This window comes from Flavobacterium humi (assembly GCF_004745595.1).
GTDB classification, from domain to species: domain Bacteria; phylum Bacteroidota; class Bacteroidia; order Flavobacteriales; family Flavobacteriaceae; genus Flavobacterium; species Flavobacterium humi.
The window spans coordinates 110,654-129,930 of sequence record NZ_SRLH01000008.1; the positions used below are offsets into that span (position 1 = coordinate 110,654).

Consider the following 19,277-nt stretch of genomic DNA (forward strand, 5'->3'; position numbering starts at 1 on the left):
AATGTCAAAAGTAGAAGATTTTTTAACCAAAGAAGAAGAACAAGAAATTGTTGAAGCTATCCGCATGGCTGAAAATGAGACTTCTGGCGAGATTAGGGTTCATATAGAAAAAACAACTTCCATAGCCGCCTACGACCGCGCTATGGAAGTGTTCCATATGCTGAAAATGGATCAGACCCAGCTCAAAAACGGGGTTTTGATTTATGTTGCCGTAAAGGACAAAACATTTGTCATATGCGGGGACAAAGGCATTAACGATGTCGTTACACCTGATTTTTGGGACTCAACCAAAGACATTATGGCATCTCATTTCAAAAGCGGAGACTTCAAGCAAGGCCTTATTGACGGGATTCTCAGGGCTGGAGAACAGCTTCGCCATTATTTCCCGTGGCAGCATGGGGACACAAACGAATTATCAAACGAAATATCTAAAGGATAATGACTTTACTTAAAAAAAACTACTGGCTTTTCCTGAAGCTATCCGTTTGTTTTTTATTCACACAACTTGGTTTTGCCCAGTTTGACATTCCCGAAAAACCTAAATTCCAGACTTCGGTGTATGATTATGCCGATGTGCTGAATCCAGGCGAAGAAAAACAACTCGAAAAAAAACTGATCCAGTATTCCGATTCGACCACCACACAGATCGTTGTGATTACCATTGAAAGCCTCAAAGGCGAAGACATCGGGATCCTTACCCCAAAATGGGGGCACGCCTGGGGTATCGGCGGAACCGAACAAAACGATAACGGGGTTATTATTTTACTGGCCAAGGCCGAAAGAAAAATCTGGATTTCAGCCGGTTATGGGTTAGAAGACCGACTGACGGCCGGAATCGGAGGGGAAATTACCCGAAATATTATTATTCCGGAATTCAAGGCCGGGAGTTATTACAACGGACTGGACAAAGGTACCGATGCCCTTTTTGACGTTTTCAAAGGAAAATACAAAGGTTCCCGCAAAAAAAGCGGTGACGGCGGCGGCATCCCAATCATCTTTTTCATAGGATTATTTGTGTTCATCATCATTATCATTGCCAAAAACAAAAACAACGGCGGCAATTCGGGCAACCGTGGCGGTGGTTTGGACTTATCCGATATTATCATCCTGAGCAGTTTAGGCCGGGGCGGTTTTGGTGGTGGTTCTTCCGGCGGAGGTAGTTTTGGCGGCGGCGGCGGCTTCGGAGGTGGTTTTGGCGGTGGCGGATTCTCTGGTGGCGGAAGCGGCGGAAGCTGGTAATTTAAATTTACTGTAATGAAACAATTTGTTTTAATAGCATTTATTTTATTTTTCCAAAACCCAATCCAATCGCAAACCCCTGAAGAGATTTATGGTAAAAATTTAGATGTCAAGATATCCTATTATGATTCAATAATAAGGTTAAAACCTTTTTCAGGCGAATATTTCAATCGTGCTTATCTATATTATTTAAACAAAGAGTATGATAATGCATTGTCAGATTACAACAAAGCTATTTCGTTAGACAGTACAAATCATGAGTTTTTTTCAATCGGGCGCATCTAAAAAATGTCCTTAAAGATTATAAAGGAGCGCTCCTTGATTATTCGAAAGTAATCGCTTTGGATAAAAACAACTATAAAGCATACTATAATAAGGCTTTAATAAAAGAACAACTCAATGATGTCAATGGAGCAATTATTGATTATTCAAAAGCTATTGAATTTGAACCAAAGCACATTTCTTCTTATCTGAACAGAGGAAATTTGAAAATGAACGCTGAAAAATACAGTGAAGCTATTAAAGATTTTAACAAGGCAATAACATTAAACCCAACTCTTCTTCAAGCTATTCAAAACAGAGGCATTTGTAAAGCTACTATTGGAGACAAAACCGCTTTAGATGATTTTAACCGTTTAATCACTCTGGATCCAAGTGGTGAAGCTTACCTCAACAGGGCCCTTTTTTACATAAACAACAATTACAAGCAAGATTATTGTTCCGATTTAAGAAAAGCGGTCAGTTTAGGTTTCGATCATGCAAAAGAATTCCTTAAGCAATATTGCAAGTAAGTTTTTTCCTTACCTCACCGTACTCCTCAATACAAAATAATGCAGGAATTTAGGAAAAAACCGTTTCAGGTAAACCCCCATGACTTCCTTGCCTCCAATATAAGCTTCAAATTTGGACGCTTCAACAGCTTTGATGCATTTTTGAGCAAAAACAATGACCGGCATTCCGTTTTGGGTAGCCTTATCATCTGTAATTTGTTTTGAACCATCGGCGGTCAAAGCATTTTTGGCCACATTGGTCTGGATAAATCCCGGGCAGATTAGCGTAACATTGATACCGTCTTTCTGGTGTTCCATCCGTAGTACATCAAAAAAACCGTGCAGGGCATGTTTCGCTCCGCAATATCCCGAACGGTAAGGCGAACCGAATTTTCCCATAAGGCTCGTAACCGTTACAAAATGCCCGCTTTTATGTTGCAAAAAATGAGGAAGCAATGCTTTGGTTAAAGCCACTACTCCCAGATAATCCACTTCGATTAGTTTTTTATCTACGCTAAAATCGGTTTCTGCCAACAAGGATCGCTGGCTAATACCACCGTTGTTGATCAGGACATCAATTTTCCCGAAAGCCTCCAATGCTTTGGCAACATGATCTTTAGCATGGTCGAAATCAGCCAGGTCGAAAGGAAGGAGCGCTACTTCGGTATTGCATTTGGATTTCACTTCCTCCAATGCTTCCCGGTTTCGGCCGGAGAGGATAAGCTTGCAGTTTTTCGCGGCCAGCGCATATGCCAGCCCTTCGCCAATTCCTGACGAAGCTCCTGTAATCCAGACTATTTTACCGTTGATTGCTACCATTTTTTTATAAAAATACTAAAAACCTTTTATTCTTGTAAAAAAAAGACCCCGGTGCAATACTCCGGGGTCCTTTTAAAACCAAAATTAATAGGAAAAGCAATTATTATTCTACAATCATTTTTTGGATGAAAATATTTCCTGAAGATGTCGTTGCCTTCACCACATAAGTTCCTACTGCCAATCCGGAAACGTTTAATCTGGACGTGTTGCTTTCGATCACTTTCTGGCCCAGCAAAGAAAAAACAGCTACAGACTGGATCTGGGTTGTATCCGGTACGGAAAGCGTAACTTCGGAAACAGCAGGGTTTGGGTACAATCCTAAAGTGCCGTTTGATGAAGGATGCTTGATGCTCAATGGTAGGTTGATGATAGAATATTTAACCACTCCTAAATCGACAGCTCCGATATAAGCATCGATGGTAGTGCCTTCAAAACTGAAATCAACGGCACCTGTCGCGGCATAATTCAGTTGTGCTGCAGCAACAGTAGACCAGGTAAGACCATTATCGATAGAGTAATAGATTGCCGCCTCACCTAAAGCCGAAGTATGGGCTGCCGCTGCGATAACACCATCATTGATTGGCGAATATTTCAGCCTGTTCACGTTTGAACCCATAGACAATGTCCAGTTTTCGGCGCCGTCTGATGTGGTGTAAATCCCCGCATTCGTTGCTACTGACAATTGATTGGCATGGAATGGGTTTTTTACCAAATCGAAAATAATATCGTTTCCTTCATTAAGAGCCAATCCGGAAATCTTCTCTATCCAGTTCACACCGCCATCAACCGATTTAAACACTTTTGTGCCTTTAGCGATATACATTTCCTCAGAATTGGCACCGCCAACAATAATCCCCGTTACCACACCGTAACCAAACTCACTCACTTCCGGAGTGGTAATTTCGGTGGTAACCACATTGTTTAGGTCGCTAAAATCAATTTTATATACTGTACTGTTTTCGGTACTTCTCATAGAAACATAAATAACATTACTGTTGTTCGGGTCTATGGTCAATTCCTGCATATCATCGGCGAAAGCCTGTAAAAGATCAGTCGTTGTAGCACCATAATCATTGCTAACTTTTAAGTAACCACCAAAGAATCCCATAGAAGCATACGTGAAAACCCTTCCCGCAATAGTAGGATCGGCAACGCTGTAATTTCTTTTCGGGTTAAATGAATTCGGCAATTCCGTATCGTAAGCCGAGGTTACATTGGTTTGCAGGTTTTTGTGCAGACGCCCGCCCTGTGCATGGTAATACAAATGTGAACCGGTAGCATATTTCCCGATAGAAGTGCTAACGCAATTAAAAAAAGGTGCCCTGATTTGTGTTAATGTAGCTCCTCCGTCATTTGAAATCTGCGGGTATAAATCTGTGGTAATCACTACCTGGTTTTCATTAACCGGGTTGTAAGACGCGTTGATCCCATAATAATATACCATTGAAATCCCTACCGGGTATACTACATTTGTCCAGGTATCTCCCCCGTCATCGCTACGAACAATTTCATTTTCGTCAAGGACGATAATTTTATTCGGATTGGAATCATTGTATACAATTTTCGTAATATTATTTAGTGTTTCATCTGTCCAGGTAATTGGCAAAGCGTTCCAGCTAAGCCCATTATCTGTTGATTTGAACAAGTTTTCAGGGTGGATGCCAAAACCAATCGAAGAACCTACCAGGATTTCGTTCCCGTTAGCAGGGTTGAAAGCGATGGCTTCGGTTGAAACACCAGCTAAAGATTCCTGCCAGCTATTCCCTCCGTTTACGGAAATAAACAAACCGCCGTCTATGCCGCTGTCTCCCAATCCTCTGGCAAGGAACAGCATTTTAGGGTTATTCGGGCTGATGGCCACGTTATTGATAAATACATTATCGTTATTTACAGTATAATAAATTTCCTGCCAGTGAGCACCGCCGTCTTCCGTATAGAATGTTTTCCCGAAGCCCGCAAATCCGATTTTAAATGTCGTATCCACCAGCATCGTAGTCCCGGCAGCATCTCTTACATAGTAGGAACTTATACGGCTAAGGCCTGCTCCCGGCACACCGCTTTGCGGGACAGGAAAAGTAGCCGTTATCTGGTTTGTGGCCAGATTGTAAATACAGATCGCACCTCCGATTGAAAACGACAAATCGTTATTGCCCGGAAGCATCCTTAAATCTTCGATAAACGCTGAAGAATTCGGATACGAAAAAAGCACATTCCAGTTTAACCCATTGTCTAAAGAAACAACAATATGATTGCCCTGCGTTGCCGCATATAGTTTATTCTGCACATTCGCATCATAGGTCACGTCTTGTAATTTTCCGTAATCTGTAGTGCCTTCAAGAATCATTTGGGCATTTGCGGAGCAGCAAATGAAAAACCAAATGGCCAGTAGTGTAATTTTTTTCATTTTTGTTTAGATTTTTAGGTTACCAAAGGTCAAAAAACCAAACAAAACCCAGCCATTAATAGCCGGACAAAGTGTGACATCAGCGCGGACAAAGTGTGATTACTGCATTGAAGCGAGGTAATCGTAAAGATTTACATCTTTTTCCAGCTCCATTTTAGTGGAAATCCTTTCTTTTCTTTTGCGGCAGGAATCCTGTGTGATATTGAGCATGGAAGCGATTTCTTTGGTACTTAAATTCATATAGATATACGACAGGAAACGGATATCATTCGAGGTCAGGTTGGGGTGTTTTGTTTTTAGGGAAGTCAGGAATCCCTGGTTCACTTCTTCAAAATGCGTAATAAAACTGTCCCATTCGTTGTCTGTCCTAAGGTGGTTCTTTAAGGTTTGTATGTATTCGATGAGCGAATTGTTTTTGGAACCGTGCAATAAATCGGTCAGTCCCGACAATACTTCTTCTATCATGATGTTCCTTCCCGACAAATACAAGGCTTTCGCCGAAAGCTTCCTGTTTTTGAGTTCCACTTCATTCTTCAGGCGTTCCTGCTCCAGTAATGACAATGTACTGTTCTCGTTGAATTGCTTTTCGAGCAATAGCAATTCCCTTTTTTCCTTTTCCAGTTCCAGGACCAGGATTTGCTCGTTCCGTTCTGCGATGAGTTTTTTCTGCTTGTGTTTAAGAGATAGGTTGCGAAGCGTCCAGACAACAAAAATGACAATTATGATAATCGATAAAAGCACCGAATAAAATATTCTCCTTTCACTGACCAGTTTGGATTCGTTGCGTTCCGACTGGTTTTTATAATTCTGGATTTCCAGCTTTACCTTACTGTTTTCGTATAGTTTGTTGTTTTTGATCTTATCCAGTTCCAGGTTTGTATTGATAATCGAATCTTTGTACTGCAGTGCCGCGGCGTAATTTTTCTTTTTGAAATGGATTTCAGACAGCAGCCCGAAAACCTGAAGTTTGGTTTCCAGGTTCGGTTTCCTTTCCAGCGTCTTTTTGGCATAATCCAATGCTTCATCCAATTGGTTTTCCTTCAGGAAGGCCCTTGAAATGATCATGCAAAGCGAAATGCCCGTATGGTTGAATTCCAGGTCTTTTGTGGTCCTTAACAATTCCGTTGCCGATTCCCTGGCACGTTTAGGATTCCCCAAAGCTATATCGCAATCCCCCAACCCTATTTTGGCGAGTACTAAAAACTGGGGCTGGCTTACCAAAAGCGGCAATGATTCGGTAAAATAATCCTTCCCTAACTTGTAATTATTGCTTTCATTGGCAAGATTCCCCATATTTAAAGCGTAAAGCCCCATCCGGAAATCATCTTTATTTTCCTTGGCTATCCCGTAGGCTTTGTTGAAATATTCATTAGCCTTATCGTATTTTTTTTCTTTGGAATACAGGATGGCGATATTATTCAGGACAATCATCTCATCCTTCGGTTCCAGTTTTTTTATGGCAACCGTATAAGCTTCCAGGTAATAATTTAGGGCTTCGCCATATTCCAGAAGCAGGTAATAATTGGCTCCTATGTTGTTTAAAGCCAGGAACTCCTGGTTGGGCCAGTCATTGCTCCTGGATAAGGCCAGTGCTTTGGTCAGCAATTCCAGGGAATGCATATGCTCGTTCTTATTGAGCGCCTCTACCCCAGACATGAGTATAGAATCACATTTTGCCGTAGCCTTGTTTTGTGCCATAGCACCAGCGGCAAAACACAGTAAGAAAACAGAAAACAGGAACCGGAGCAACCCTTTTGGTAGTAACATATTGTGTTGGTAATATTTTAGTCAAATATAAGATGGAATTGCAAAAAATAAAAACACCTTTCCTACTTGATTTCAGAAGCGAAAAACCATCGTAAAAAAACAAGCATTTTGACAAATTCCGGTATTTCTGCCTTGATGTGGCTTTCCTTTTTTTTAGACTCTTTCCTTTCCCTAAAAAACAGGATTTCCTTTTAGGAGCCAAAACACCGGTGAAATGCCTTTTTTACCGACGATTTCCACCATTTCAGAGGTGCGTAGGAAAAAGCAAATTGGGCCGTCATTAAATATAAGTAGGGAATAAAGGGGAAAATCACCCCTATAAAATGAGTATAAAACCCTACTGCTTTTTTCGGGCCTTGCCACATCTTTGCAATAACGAATTACACCATTGAAATAGTTTACAATCTAAAAATAAAAAATATGAAAAAGATTATTATTGCAGCGCTGCTTTTATTTGGGGGAATGACAAGCGGCCAATCCATCACCAACAGCAAATTAACAAGCGAGTTTCCTGAAAACGGATACAGCAGAAATGTTAATTGCGTTGGCGGGTGGAATGCAAGCCATGGTAATCCTTCAGTTCAAGCTACAACAGACGAAAATTCCTGGTTATGGATGTGGTCGCATTCCAATCTTGGAGAAGGCGTGACCACCGATTATGACTTCCAGGCTGGAAAAAGCTACCAGGTAACGTTTAAAATAAAAACGTCGTCCAATGTTTCCCATCCTAACGATGTCGTTTTGAATTCGACTGCAAATGTCAGAGCCGTTTCAGGAATGACTGCATCTGCCTCTAACGAAATCCCTAACATCCCTTATGCCAGCGAAGTTATCTGGTCCAAACCGGTAGGCATCGCCATGAACGGATGGAAAACGGTCAAAGTGGTTTTTACTCCTGAAAACGACAACAGCCAGCTTTGGTTTTATCCTTCGATGACAGCAAATGCCAATGAAAACGGCGGGGCACGTGTCCAAATGGAGATTGATGATGTTGTGGTTACTCCCATTGCAAAAACAGCAGCAAACAATTCTTTTACGGTTTTATCTTCCAATCCAATCAAAAAAGGAGAACTGATGAAGATAAAAACAAATCCCAATGAAGTCGTTGAAGTAGCGCTTTTCGATATGGCCGGGAATTTAAAAACGGTTCCTTTTGCAAAAGCAGACAATACGACTATTGAATTCCTGATTGGCGATAATTTCAAAAACGGGATCTACACCCTGACCATCCTCAATGATAATAATTCCGTTTGCAGTAAAAACATTATTATCAAATAATTTCCAAAATACTTCATTACAAGCTGTCTTATAAGGCAGCTTTTTTTATGCCCCGAAACCATCAGAAACGCTTCATAAAATTCTTTCATTTAAATTATAACTTATTGATAATTAATATTTTATGTTGCAAAAAAGGGTAAAATCACCCTATTATAAACGGGTTTTATCCTAACTGTTCTTTTGCAGGAATGCCGAATCTTTGCTGTATAGAATTCTAAAACAGGGAGCCTTCGGAAAATCCCAAAAAGAGTACGACAGCGAAGCCGAAAACTGATTAGAGTAGGCAACTAAAACAAATAATCATGAAAAATATTTTTAAAGGTTCCTTACAAGGATATTTATGTGAAGACTGTCTTGAAGTTATTTCCGATGTAGAAGTATTATTATACCTTCCCAATACAAGGGAAACGAGCCCGACCCATGCGTCCAACAATCCGAAAGAAGCATTCCACCTGGTAACAAAAGAAGAAGCCCAACAAAGAGAAGGTTTATTGCTCTATAGAAAAAGAACCGATAGCAACGGGAACTTTGAAATCGAAATTGACGAAAAATACATAGGTTCCGATTTTGACGTTGATTTTATCTGCGGTTCCGTGCCTCCGAAACATATCAAGCCAAGAGGCAACCAGCAGGTCCAATTCCATATGACTACCATTTCGATGAGAGCGGAACTTGCCCAGCAAGCGCAAAACGAAAATGCCAGATGGACCTATATCATTGCCCATAAATGGTGGTGCTATATCAGAGGGTATTTTTTTGATGCCTGGGTAATCTGCGGCCATTTGATGAACTGCAAAACAAATACACCGATCGCCAACGCGAAAGTAACGGCTATGGATGCGGATTTCCTTACCGATGACAATTTAGGTTCCGATACTACAGATGCCAACGGCCATTTCAGGATTGACTATTCTTCAGCCGATTTCAAAAAAACGTTTTTATCGCCATGGATCAATGTAGAAACCGATCCAGGCTTCCCGTTAACATTCCAGAGCGGGCCTGATGTGTATTTCAAAGCAGAATTGGGCGGGACAACATTAATTAATGAAACCAAAGACGATGCCCGGAAAAATGTAGGATATTGCCTGTGCCTGAAATTGTGTTCAGAAGTGACAGTAGGCGATCCTGACGAAACTTTCCCAAGTGCGTGGACCGGAATTGGAAATGCCTTCAGCTCGTCGTTTGGGGTCAACTCCTATGATTTTGATGCCGATGGGTATGCCGGATCAGGCAAACACGTCCTGTTTTCAAATATCAGGCTGACAGGGCAGGCCGCTTTAAAATCAGCTTCACAAAAACCTATCGAATATCGTTTTAGAGTGAGTGACACAACTGCTCCTAATAATGTGGCCAGTTTGCCGGAAAGCAATTTCACCAAAATCGTGGGTATATACCCTAATTTGTTCGTGCCGAGTATTGTTTCGAAACTAACCCGCAAAGTTTTCTCGTTTATCCTTAATGATATTTTCGTGTACAGCGACCAAAGTGATTTTGATGCCGAAGGATGGTTTGACGTAAACCATGCCATTGAAAGAACACTGATTAGCGTAGGGCTGACTCCTGCCGATTTATCCCTTTACAATATTATTGAAGAAGATACGCTGATTACCATAAATACTGCCGCCCTGACCAGCGCTCCTAATGTTCCTAACAGCATCAATGCCGGGCAGCCGATTCCGGCCGGAAATAAAATCCCGGTGGAGAAATTTGCGATCCGTTTTGAAATCAGGGAAGTAATCAACAAGCCTGCTAATATTTTCGGGGCTATCGGAGGAAACGGGAAAACGCTTAATTCGGTGATTATGAACAACAATCCGATTTACCGAAAATTAGCCATTGCCGAGTTGGAAAGCAACCTTTGCAGCCCTATCAGCGGTACTTTGCATGCCAAATATACGGTATACCATCCGCATCTGTCTTCTTGCTCAATGCACTTGAACAACAACAGCCATTCTGTAGAAAGGGATATTTCAGACGGTATTATCCCTTTGAGTGGAAATACCAATCCGGCGGTTACCGAAAGAACAAACAACAGTTCACAACTGAACAATCCGCCAAATGACATGACCCGTTGTACCTATGCACTGAAATTGTATTCAGGCACCAGAAAACATACCGGGGATTTTGGGGATTCTGACGGAAGTTCGCCATTGGAGCAACTTTTCTTCTATGACATCTAAATCATACCCATTCGGATACAACCAAAAATGCAACATTCCTGTTTTGAAATGTTGCATTTTTTTATGAAAAAAGAAAGGTTATTTCTCTCTAATATAAATATCGATCGGCACTCCTGAAAAATCCCAGTTTTCCCTGATTTTATTTTCCAGGAAACGCTTATACGGTTCTTTTACATACTGAGGCAAATTCGCAAAAAACACAAACTGTGGCGTTGGTGTTGGCAACTGCATACAGTATTTGATCTTTACATACTTCCCTTTTAATGCCGGTGGCGGCATATGTTCTATGATTTTAAGCATATGGTCATTGAATTTGGAAGTCGGGATTCTTTGGCTCCTGTTTTCATGTACTTGAACTGTTGCTTCCAAAGCTTTTAGCAAACGCTGTTTTGTCAGGGCGGAAACGAACAAAATAGGCACATCTGTAAACGGCTGCAATTCCTGGCGGATCTTGGCTTCATAATCACGGGTCGACATGGTGTCCTTTTCAATAAGGTCCCACTTGTTTACCAGGATTACGATTCCTTTCCTGTTCTTTTCAGCCAGCCAGAAAATACTCTGGTCCTGCCCTTCAAATCCGCGGGTCGCATCAATAACAAGGATACACACATCGGCATGCTCGATGGCACGTACGGAACGCATTACGGAATAAAATTCCAGGTCTTCTTTAACTTTTGCCTTACGGCGAATTCCCGCTGTATCGACCAGGTTGAATTCGAAACCGAAACGGTCAAACTTGGTATCGATCGCATCACGGGTCGTTCCGGCAATATCGGTAACCATAAAACGGTCCTTGCCGATTAAGGCATTTATAAAACTTGATTTCCCTGCGTTTGGGCGTCCTACGACTGCAAAACGGGGCAATTCCAATTCTTCTTTTGTAGGTTCAGGTTTTATAGGGAAAGACTCGATCAAGGTATCGAGCAGTTCTCCTGTTCCGCTTCCGGATATACTGGCAAACGTAAAATAATCCCCTAAACCAAGGTTGTAGAATTCTACGGCGTCTTTTTCACGCATGGCATTATCGACCTTGTTCACGGCCAATAAAACAGGTTTGGTGACTTTACGGAGCAATTTCGCCACTGTTTCGTCCATCGGTGTGATGCCTTCTTCGACATCCACGACAAAAATGATCACGTCGGCTTCGTCAATGGCCAATTCGACTTGTTTGCGGATTTCGCCTTCAAAAACATCATCGGAACCTTTAATGTACCCACCTGTGTCAATTACCGAAAACTCTTTCCCGTTCCATTCGCTTTTGCCGTAATTACGGTCACGGGTTACTCCGGAAACCGAATCCACAATCGCTTCTCTTCTCTGTATCAACCTGTTAAAAAGTGTCGATTTCCCTACATTGGGTCTTCCTACAATGGCTACAATATTGTTCATAATGTTTTTTCAAATATTTATTTGCATGCACCGGCCTTTTCAAAACCCGGGGTGCAAAGGTACTTTATTATTTTTGAATGTACTACCCGTTTTTTCGCGTGAAGGATAGTAGTGAAAATCCTTTGTTGCCATTCTTTTGGCAACAAAGATTGGAACGGATAGCCTGACCCTTGCGGTCACGCCCAAATCCTCAATTATTGGTTATAACCGAATCTTTTGAGCATATTGGCGTTGCTTCTCCAGTTTTTGTTCACTTTTACGTATAATTCGATGTGGATTTGCTTGCCGAAGAATTTCTCCAAATCGGCACGGGCTTCCATTCCTACTTTCTTTAAAGCAGCGCCTTTATGGCCGATAATGATGCCTTTTTGCGTATCGCGCTCTACCATGATCAGCGAACGGATCCTGATAATGTCCTCATCTTCAAAGAATTCTTCCGTCACGATTTCTACCGCATACGGGATTTCCTTGCTGTAATTGATCAGGATTTTTTCACGGATGGTTTCATTGACGAAAAAACGTTCCGGCTTGTCCGTTAAGGCATCTTTTGGGTAAAACGGCGGGGAAAGCGGCAATAATTCAATGATTCGGGCAAAAACTTCTTTTACATTGAAGTCCTGCAATGCCGAAATTGGGAAAATCTCCGCGTTGGGCACTTTTTGTGTCCAGAAACCTACTTGCTCTTCCAATTGTTCCTGGTTTGAGGTGTCGATTTTGTTCAACAACAGCAAAACCGGTATTTTGGCATGGATGATCTTATTGAAAAATGCATCGTCCTTGAGTTCCTTCTCTCCTATTTCGACCATATAAATCAAAATGTCCGCATCTTCAAAAGCCGATTTTACGAAATTCATCATCGATTCCTGCATTTCGTAAGCCGGCTTGATAATCCCTGGCGTATCCGATAGGATGACCTGGAAATCATCGCCATTGACAATTCCGAGGATCCTGTGGCGTGTGGTTTGCGCCTTTGAGGTGATAATGGATAATCTTTCGCCTACAAAAGCGTTCATTAATGTTGATTTCCCAACGTTTGGGTTTCCAATGATGTTTACAAAACCTGCTTTGTGTGACATTTATATTGCATTTATATTTTCTAATTCGGACATTCGGACCAAAGGTCTCCGGTGCAAAGGTAGTCATATCAAGTGAATAGAAGAAATAAAAAAGTTTTTTACACTTTTAGTTGCACGGACCGAATTTCGTCGTATATTTGCACTCGAAACATCGCGGGATAGAGCAGTAGGCAGCTCGTCGGGCTCATAACCCGAAGGTCACAGGTTCGAGTCCTGTTCCCGCTACTAAGAAAAGCTTTGCATTTGCAAGGCTTTTTGTTTTTACGGCTTTTTGTTTTTGAAATGAAGCGGTTTAACAGCCAGTATTACCTGCTAATCCGAAACAATTATTTTTTTTATCGCAATAACCTTTTTGTCAGTATCTGTGATTTTTAAAAAGTAAACCCCGGAAGGCAATCGTTTCTTATCTATTGCCATTTCATTTCCAGAGACATACTGAAGAGTTGCAATAGTTTGGCCATAGATATCGTTTATCTCGACTTTACAGTTATATAGTTGACGGTTAAAACGCAATACGCCATCAGAAACCATGGGATTTGGATATACTGTTATGCCACTATTGCCGAAGTCATTTTCTTCTGTATTTAGAGCAGAATCACAAACTTTCGCTACCCAATAATCAAATCCAAACCCGCCATGATCTGCTATAAATTTCCCGTTGCCTTCACCGGCAACTATATAACATCCCGGAGCGGCTTCCACAATAGATATCCCCTGCTCGTCCCTTTCAGTACCCAGGCTATAATTCCACGGAACCGTTAAAGCAGGAGTCAATCTTACCATCCAATAATCCCAGTAACCATTTGCGGCTGTTATGTCTCCGTCATTGGAATAGGACTCCCCATTGATTACATAATCTCCATTTGATGCTAAAGAAATCGTTCCGGCTTGTTCTTCTTCTGTACCGCCTAAAGATTTTTGCCAGATTATCGCCCCGTTTAACTTATTGATTTTCGTCACCCAATAATCTTGGGTATCGCTGTTCCCATGATGTCCTGTTACATCACCGTCAGTTGAAGATGATGTACTTAATAGCACATAGTTTCCGTCATTATCATTGATTATTCCACAAGCATACTCTTGCGAGGTTCCCCCATAGCATTTTTCAAAAATTTTATTTCCAGAACTATTAAGTTTTACAACCCAAGTATCGGTTTGTGCATTTACTGCATGTGTATTGCTTAGCACATCCCCATTTACCGAATAGGTTGTCCCACAAACCACATAATCATTTTCCGGAGTTTTTATGATATCAATCGAAGTGTCGTTGTCTGAACCTCCTAAACATTTTCCCAGAGCATGTTACCATTTAAATCAATTTTAAATGTCCAGACATCATAAAAAGCGACACTGTGATTCCCGCTGACATCTATATTATTTGATGAAGTAGCTCCGGTAATGACATATGAATTCCCGTCCTGGCAGGCAGAACCCCCTATATCTGTTCCGCTACCTCCATATGTTTTTTGCCATTGAAGGTTCCCTGCAACATCCAGCTTTAAGACCCAAACGTCATCCCCTCCTTTATTATTGGTAACATCGCCATCAACAGAATTAGTAGAACCAATCACAAGATAACCGTGGTCAGAAGTCTCTATTACTTTATTCGCCTGATCCTGATCACTTCCTCCATAACTTTTTTGCCATACCAGGTTCCCATCACCGTCAAATTTTACAATCCAACAGTCACGGCCTCCATTACTGTCTGTTATATCACCGTTGGTTGAAACGGAATTACCGGCAATCACAAATTTATTATCGAATGTCCTGATGACATTGGAACGTCCAAACTGTGTATGACGCAATCTTTCTTCGGAAGTTCCTCCAAAACATTTTTCCCATGTCATTTGACCATAAGAATTCACACAATTAACCAATAGTATTAAAAAGAGTCCTGTTTTGTTCATCATAATTATTTAGACTCCAAAAGTATCCATTTAAATAAATCTATAACTAGTATTCCCAAAACCTTAACACTTCCGGATTTATCATTTAAAACAGGTTAAAAACCAACATTCCTTAAAATATATTTAAAATAGTGCGTATTCTTAAAATAAGTGTACCTTTGCACCGAAAAAAATAAAGGCACGGTTTACACATAAAACACTGACAAACAGTGTTTTTACATAAAAAACAAATATGAAAAGAGTTATCGAATACAGAAAATTGCTTGAAGTTGACAAAAATGTTACCTTAAAAGAATTGAAAACCATTTACAGAAACAGCATGAAAGATTCTCATCCTGACAAATTCGTAAATGATGAAGCTGGAAAATTAGCAGCTGAAGAAAGAAGTAAGGCAATTATTGGCGCATATCACTTTCTAGTGAGCATCGCCCCTGAAACTGTTGAGAAAAACCTTCCGGAATATACTGACACCATCACGAATTCGAATATTCTTGATTTCCACCTTGAGAAACAAACTTTATTTGTGAAATATTTCAATGGGATGGAATACGAATACATCGGTGTTCCTAAAAATGTTTATGTGAAAATGGTCAATGCCGAATCTCCTAACCGTTTTGCAAAAAGGCATATCTACGGAAACTTCATCTACAGAAAATCTGGTGAAGCCGCTGAAGATTAATATTTTATCAATTACAATACACTAAAGACTTTCCTTACAGAAAGTCTTTTTTTATTCAGAATATTTCCTATATTTGAGTAACAAACCTTAACAAAACAAAACTATGGAAATTAATTTTTTAGCTTTATTGCTTGCTGCGTTATCCACACTTGTGGTTGGATTTATCTGGTATAATCCAAAAGTTTTCGGAGGCATCTGGATGAGGGAATCGGGAACGACTGAAGAAAAAATGAAAGGAGCCAATATGATGATGATTTTTGGACTTTCTGTTGTGTATGCATTCCTGATCGCCTTTATATTGCAAATGCTGACCATCCACCAGTTTGGGGCTCTTGGAATGGTAGGCGGAGATCCTTCGGTTGCAAAACCTTCTTATGCTGCTTTCATGGCTGATTATGGCGATGCTTTCAGGACTTTCAAACACGGTGCCCTTCACGGATTCATGACCGGCTTATTCCTGGTTTTCCCACTTACCGGTACTAATGCATTATACGAAAGAAGAAGTTTCAAATATGTAATGGTGACTTCCGGTTTCTGGATTGTATGTTTCACCATCATGGGTGGAATTATTTGCGCAATGAAATAATTTTAACATTTATTTATACCGTAATCGCTCTACATTTGTGGAGCGATTTTTTTTACTATTGGAAACAGCCTCTTTTAAAATCTATACTTCTATTTCGCAACTTCCAGCAAATTGGGACAAAATCGCCGTAAACAATGCTTTTCTGCAAACCGCTTACCTTAAAGTACTTGAAGCCTCGGCACCGGTAAATATGCAGTGTTTTTATATTGGCATTTTTGAAAATTCAGAACTCACCGGAGTGGCCCTGGCGCAATATTTAAACCTGAATCTTTTAGAATCTTTCGGGGAACGGGACAATTGCCTAAAGACGGTCATCCGGAATTTTGTTTTCAAGAATTTTGCCTCGCATGCCTTGTTTTTGGGCAACAACATGATTACCGGCCAAAACGGGTATGCTTTCAGTAAAGAAACGGATTTCAAGCACATCAGCGAATTGCTGTTGCAGTGTGCCGATGCCATTTCCCTTTATTTCAAGAAAAAGAAAACAACAATCCATATCGTTTCGTTTAAGGATTTCTACCAGCATTGCGCTGTGGAGCTTAAAAAATACAGCTTCTCGAATGTGTATGAATTCAATACGCAGCCCAATATGGTATTTGAATTGCGCCCCGAGTGGAACACCAATGAGGATTATGTGGCTTCCTTTTCCAAAAAATACCGGGATCAATACAAACGGGCACATAAGAAATGTGAGGAAATCGAAGTCCGCGAACTCCAGTACGAGGAAATAATCCTCCATGAAGAACGCATTTACGATTTGTACCATCATGTAGCCAAAAATGCGCCTTTCAATACTTTTTTCCTGGCGAAAAACCATTTTTCAACCTTCAAGAAACAGCTGCAGGACCAATTTGTAATCTGCGGGTACTTCCTGAACGGGAAATTAGTCGGGTTCCACACACTACTGATTAACGGAGATGTTTTGGAAACATACTTTTTGGGTTATGACGATCATATTCAGAAAGAAAAAATGCTGTATTTGAATATGCTGTACAACATGACAAAGTACGGCATCGAAAATCAGTTCAAAAAAATAATTTTCGGAAGGACGGCATTGGAAATCAAAAGCTCAATAGGTGCACAGCCTATTATGATGTCCGGCTTCATTTACCACAACAATCCTTTGATAAACAGATTTATCGATAGCATTTTCAAAAGATTGGAGCCTACGCTGGAATGGCAGCAAAGGCACCCGTTCAAAGATTAGCCTAACTGATCTATCTCTTCCTGTACAGTTTCCCAGTCTTCCAGGAGCTTGTCCAATTCTGTTTTTTTCTTGGTGTAGGCTGTAAAGAAATTGGCGTCTTCAGCATGTTTGTCATAATTTGACGCCAGGGCCTTGTCATCTGCCTGGATATCTTTTTCCAATTGCTGGATCTGGCTTTCGATTTTACTCAAACGGTTTTGAAGGGTCTTGTTTTTTTTCTGGTCTTCATACGACGTTTTTACTGCTTCTTTCGGGGTTTCTTTCTTAACGACATCCTTTTTTTCCACTTCACGCATGTTTTCCAGGTTGCGCTGTTCCAGGAAATAATTGATATCGCCTAAATATTCCTTGATTTTTTTGTCTTTGAATTCGTAAACGATGTTTGACATATCCTTTAGGAAATCCCTGTCGTGGGACACCAGCAAAAGCGTTCCTTCGTATTTCTGGAGCGCCGCTTTAAGTACATTTTTGGATTTGATGTCCAAGTGGTTCGTCGGCTCATCCATCACCAGTACATTAATCGGCTGCAGCAACAATTTACAAAGCGCCAAACGGTTTCTTTCTCCTCCGGAAAGGACTTTTACCTTTTTTTCGACATCATCGCCACGAAACAGGAAAGAGCCCAGCATATCGCGCACCTTCGAACGATTGGTGTCTGTTGCGGCATCTTCCATCGTTTGGAGCAGCGTAATTTCGCCGTCCAGGTATTCCGCTTGGTTTTGGGCAAAATAACCCACTTGCACATTATGCCCTAATTTGATGGAACCCTTAAATTCGAATTCGTTTACAATGGCTTTGATAAATGTTGATTTTCCTTGTCCATTCTGCCCCACAAAAGCAATTTTACTGCCTCTTTCCACTAAAAGCGAAATGTCTTCCAAAATGGTTTTATCGCCATAGGCTTTGGTCACATGCTCGGCTTCAATGACTACTTTACCAGGAACTTTCGACACTGGGAATGAGATATTCATCACGGAATTATCATCTTCATCCACTTCAATCCGCTCCACTTTATCCAATTTCTTGATCAGCGATTGTGCCATGGAAGCTTTCGAGGCTTTGGCACGGAATTTTTCGATCAGTTTTTCTGTTTCTTCAATTTTCTTGGCCTGGTTTTTTTGTGTTGCCAATTGCTTTTCCCTTATTTCATGGCGCAATTCGAGGTATTGAGAGTATGGTTTATTAAAATCATAAGCCTTCCCTAACGAAATTTCAATGGTCCTGTTGGTCACATTATCCAAAAACATTTTATCGTGTGATACGATTACCACTACGCCGGGATAATTGCGCAGGAAATTTTCCAGCCAGATGATACTTTCTATATCCAGGTGGTTCGTGGGCTCATCCAGCAGCAATATATCATTCGCCTGAAGCAATAATTTCGCCAGCTCGATACGCATGCGCCATCCGCCAGAAAAAGTTTCTGTCTGGTTGTTGAATACTTCCCTTTTAAAACCAAGGCCCAAAAGGATTTTCTCGGTATCGCCAACATAATTGTAACCGCCAAGCAATTCGAAACGATGTGTATAATCGGATAAATTTTCTATAATTTGGGAATACTCCTCGCTTTCATAATCCGTACGGGTAACCAGCTGATGGTTGATTTCTTCCAGTTTTTTTTCGACTTCTTTTATATCTGTAAAGGCCTGGTATGCTTCTTCCAAAACGGTCCTTCCCTGCTCAAAATCAATATCCTGGCGCAAAAAACCTATCCGGACTTCTTTCTCGGTGGCTATGCTTCCTGAATCCGGGGCAAAATCTTTGGCCAAAATCTTCAACATAGTCGATTTTCCGGCACCGTTTTTTCCGACAAGCCCCACTCTATCACCTGCACCCATCCTAAAAGTGACTTCTTCAAACAAATACGTTCCTCCAAACGAAACCGACAAATTATGTATATTAAGCATCTATCAAATAATTAAAAGTTTTGGCCGATTTAAAAAAGGAAAACAAGGTGCCATTCTTCTTTAAATCGT

17 protein-coding genes and 1 tRNA gene are annotated in these 19,277 nt (G+C 40.8%); 10 read left to right on the plus strand and 8 right to left on the minus strand.

Annotated features, from left to right (window positions below):
• The first annotated feature begins 1 nt into the window (after position 1).
• Genes E4635_RS14030 through E4635_RS14045 form a run of 4 tightly spaced genes read left to right on the plus strand, consistent with a single transcriptional unit; the run spans position 2 to position 2,030 of the window.
• Positions 2-439 carry a TPM domain-containing protein gene (locus tag E4635_RS14030; RefSeq protein ID WP_135527334.1) on the plus strand — a complete coding sequence of 146 codons (438 nt, stop codon included), beginning with the start codon at positions 2-4 and terminating at the stop codon, positions 437-439.
• Positions 439-1,239, plus strand: coding sequence for a TPM domain-containing protein (locus E4635_RS14035; protein WP_135527335.1), 801 nt, complete (start codon positions 439-441; stop codon positions 1,237-1,239). The genes E4635_RS14030 and E4635_RS14035 overlap by 1 nt, the downstream gene beginning before the upstream one ends.
• Before the next feature lie 15 nt (positions 1,240-1,254).
• Positions 1,255-1,524 (plus strand): tetratricopeptide repeat protein, encoded by a 270-nt coding sequence (locus E4635_RS14040; RefSeq protein WP_135527336.1) that lies wholly within the window; start codon positions 1,255-1,257, stop codon positions 1,522-1,524.
• 56 nt (positions 1,525-1,580) lie between these two features.
• Positions 1,581-2,030: a tetratricopeptide repeat protein gene (locus E4635_RS14045; RefSeq protein ID WP_135527337.1), complete on the plus strand. Its 450-nt coding sequence runs from the start codon at positions 1,581-1,583 to the stop codon at positions 2,028-2,030.
• A gap of 9 nt (positions 2,031-2,039) precedes the next feature.
• Here E4635_RS14045 and E4635_RS14050 read toward each other — a convergent pair whose 3' ends face one another.
• The 3 genes from E4635_RS14050 to E4635_RS14060 all read right to left on the minus strand — a co-directional run bounded on the left by E4635_RS14050 (position 2,040) and on the right by E4635_RS14060 (position 6,999).
• Positions 2,040-2,828, minus strand: coding sequence for an SDR family oxidoreductase (locus E4635_RS14050; RefSeq protein ID WP_135527338.1), 789 nt, complete (start codon positions 2,826-2,828; stop codon positions 2,040-2,042).
• Positions 2,829-2,931: 103 nt separating this feature from the next.
• The gene (locus tag E4635_RS14055) at positions 2,932-5,232 is read right to left on the minus strand and encodes a T9SS type A sorting domain-containing protein (protein WP_135527339.1); all 2,301 of its coding nucleotides are present in this window, start codon (positions 5,230-5,232) and stop codon (positions 2,932-2,934) included.
• 99 nt (positions 5,233-5,331) lie between these two features.
• Positions 5,332-6,999 carry a tetratricopeptide repeat protein gene (locus tag E4635_RS14060; RefSeq protein ID WP_135527340.1) on the minus strand — a complete coding sequence of 556 codons (1,668 nt, stop codon included), beginning with the start codon at positions 6,997-6,999 and terminating at the stop codon, positions 5,332-5,334.
• Positions 7,000-7,419: 420 nt separating this feature from the next.
• Between E4635_RS14060 and E4635_RS14065 the strand changes: the two genes are divergently transcribed.
• Positions 7,420-8,277, plus strand: coding sequence for a T9SS type A sorting domain-containing protein (locus tag E4635_RS14065; RefSeq protein WP_135527341.1), 858 nt, complete (start codon positions 7,420-7,422; stop codon positions 8,275-8,277).
• Positions 8,278-8,579: 302 nt separating this feature from the next.
• The gene (locus tag E4635_RS14070) at positions 8,580-10,457 is read left to right on the plus strand and encodes a transthyretin-like family protein (RefSeq protein ID WP_135527342.1); all 1,878 of its coding nucleotides are present in this window, start codon (positions 8,580-8,582) and stop codon (positions 10,455-10,457) included.
• Positions 10,458-10,535: 78 nt separating this feature from the next.
• On the opposite strand, the gene der is transcribed toward E4635_RS14070, so the two are convergent.
• Together der and era are read right to left on the minus strand one after the other, a co-directional pair.
• Positions 10,536-11,846, minus strand: a complete 1,311-nt coding sequence (gene der, locus E4635_RS14075; RefSeq protein WP_135527343.1) for a ribosome biogenesis GTPase Der — start codon at positions 11,844-11,846, stop codon at positions 10,536-10,538.
• A gap of 194 nt (positions 11,847-12,040) precedes the next feature.
• Positions 12,041-12,922 (minus strand): GTPase Era, encoded by an 882-nt coding sequence (gene era / locus E4635_RS14080; RefSeq protein ID WP_135527344.1) that lies wholly within the window; start codon positions 12,920-12,922, stop codon positions 12,041-12,043.
• Positions 12,923-13,074: 152 nt separating this feature from the next.
• On the opposite strand from era, the gene E4635_RS14085 reads away from it, so the two are divergent.
• Positions 13,075-13,147: transfer RNA gene (locus E4635_RS14085), tRNA-Met, on the plus strand.
• An 87-nt stretch (positions 13,148-13,234) separates the two neighbouring features.
• On the opposite strand, the gene E4635_RS14090 is transcribed toward E4635_RS14085, so the two are convergent.
• Positions 13,235-14,110 carry a T9SS type A sorting domain-containing protein gene (locus E4635_RS14090; protein ID WP_135527345.1) on the minus strand — a complete coding sequence of 292 codons (876 nt, stop codon included), beginning with the start codon at positions 14,108-14,110 and terminating at the stop codon, positions 13,235-13,237.
• A 92-nt stretch (positions 14,111-14,202) separates the two neighbouring features.
• On the minus strand, positions 14,203-14,769 hold the full coding sequence (locus E4635_RS14095; protein WP_136937711.1) for a hypothetical protein: 567 nt from the start codon (positions 14,767-14,769) through the stop codon (positions 14,203-14,205).
• A 292-nt stretch (positions 14,770-15,061) separates the two neighbouring features.
• Here E4635_RS14095 and E4635_RS14100 point away from each other — a divergent pair, with 292 nt between their 5' ends.
• The 3 genes from E4635_RS14100 to E4635_RS14110 all read left to right on the plus strand — a co-directional run bounded on the left by E4635_RS14100 (position 15,062) and on the right by E4635_RS14110 (position 17,301).
• The gene (locus tag E4635_RS14100) at positions 15,062-15,508 is read left to right on the plus strand and encodes a KTSC domain-containing protein (RefSeq protein WP_135527347.1); all 447 of its coding nucleotides are present in this window, start codon (positions 15,062-15,064) and stop codon (positions 15,506-15,508) included.
• A gap of 103 nt (positions 15,509-15,611) precedes the next feature.
• Complete coding sequence (locus tag E4635_RS14105) at positions 15,612-16,094, plus strand: DUF1761 domain-containing protein (RefSeq protein WP_135527348.1); 483 nt, start codon at positions 15,612-15,614, stop codon at positions 16,092-16,094.
• Positions 16,095-16,131: 37 nt separating this feature from the next.
• The gene (locus tag E4635_RS14110) at positions 16,132-17,301 is read left to right on the plus strand and encodes a GNAT family N-acetyltransferase (RefSeq protein ID WP_246020812.1); all 1,170 of its coding nucleotides are present in this window, start codon (positions 16,132-16,134) and stop codon (positions 17,299-17,301) included.
• Here the strand turns inward: E4635_RS14110 and E4635_RS14115 are convergent.
• Positions 17,298-19,208 carry an ABC-F family ATP-binding cassette domain-containing protein gene (locus tag E4635_RS14115; RefSeq protein ID WP_135527349.1) on the minus strand — a complete coding sequence of 637 codons (1,911 nt, stop codon included), beginning with the start codon at positions 19,206-19,208 and terminating at the stop codon, positions 17,298-17,300. The genes E4635_RS14110 and E4635_RS14115 overlap by 4 nt on opposite strands.
• Between the last annotated feature and the right edge of the window lie 69 nt (positions 19,209-19,277).

Excerpts from the sequence above, each read along its gene's own strand:
- E4635_RS14040 (WP_135527336.1), top strand. The coding sequence starts at position 1,255 with ATGAAACAATTTGTTTTAATAGCATTTATTTTATTTTTCCAAAACCCA.
- E4635_RS14095 (WP_136937711.1), bottom strand. The coding sequence starts at position 14,769 with ATGACATGGGAAAAATGTTTTGGAGGAACTTCCGAAGAAAGATTGCGT.
- E4635_RS14105 (WP_135527348.1), top strand. The coding sequence starts at position 15,612 with ATGGAAATTAATTTTTTAGCTTTATTGCTTGCTGCGTTATCCACACTT.
- E4635_RS14060 (WP_135527340.1), bottom strand. The coding sequence starts at position 6,999 with ATGTTACTACCAAAAGGGTTGCTCCGGTTCCTGTTTTCTGTTTTCTTA.
- E4635_RS14050 (WP_135527338.1), bottom strand. The coding sequence starts at position 2,828 with ATGGTAGCAATCAACGGTAAAATAGTCTGGATTACAGGAGCTTCGTCA.
- era (WP_135527344.1), bottom strand. The coding sequence starts at position 12,922 with ATGTCACACAAAGCAGGTTTTGTAAACATCATTGGAAACCCAAACGTT.
- E4635_RS14035 (WP_135527335.1), top strand. The coding sequence starts at position 439 with ATGACTTTACTTAAAAAAAACTACTGGCTTTTCCTGAAGCTATCCGTT.
- E4635_RS14030 (WP_135527334.1), top strand. The coding sequence starts at position 2 with ATGTCAAAAGTAGAAGATTTTTTAACCAAAGAAGAAGAACAAGAAATT.
- E4635_RS14100 (WP_135527347.1), top strand. The coding sequence starts at position 15,062 with ATGAAAAGAGTTATCGAATACAGAAAATTGCTTGAAGTTGACAAAAAT.
- der (WP_135527343.1), bottom strand. The coding sequence starts at position 11,846 with ATGAACAATATTGTAGCCATTGTAGGAAGACCCAATGTAGGGAAATCG.
- E4635_RS14065 (WP_135527341.1), top strand. The coding sequence starts at position 7,420 with ATGAAAAAGATTATTATTGCAGCGCTGCTTTTATTTGGGGGAATGACA.
- E4635_RS14115 (WP_135527349.1), bottom strand. The coding sequence starts at position 19,208 with ATGCTTAATATACATAATTTGTCGGTTTCGTTTGGAGGAACGTATTTG.
- E4635_RS14070 (WP_135527342.1), top strand. The coding sequence starts at position 8,580 with ATGAAAAATATTTTTAAAGGTTCCTTACAAGGATATTTATGTGAAGAC.
- E4635_RS14055 (WP_135527339.1), bottom strand. The coding sequence starts at position 5,232 with ATGAAAAAAATTACACTACTGGCCATTTGGTTTTTCATTTGCTGCTCC.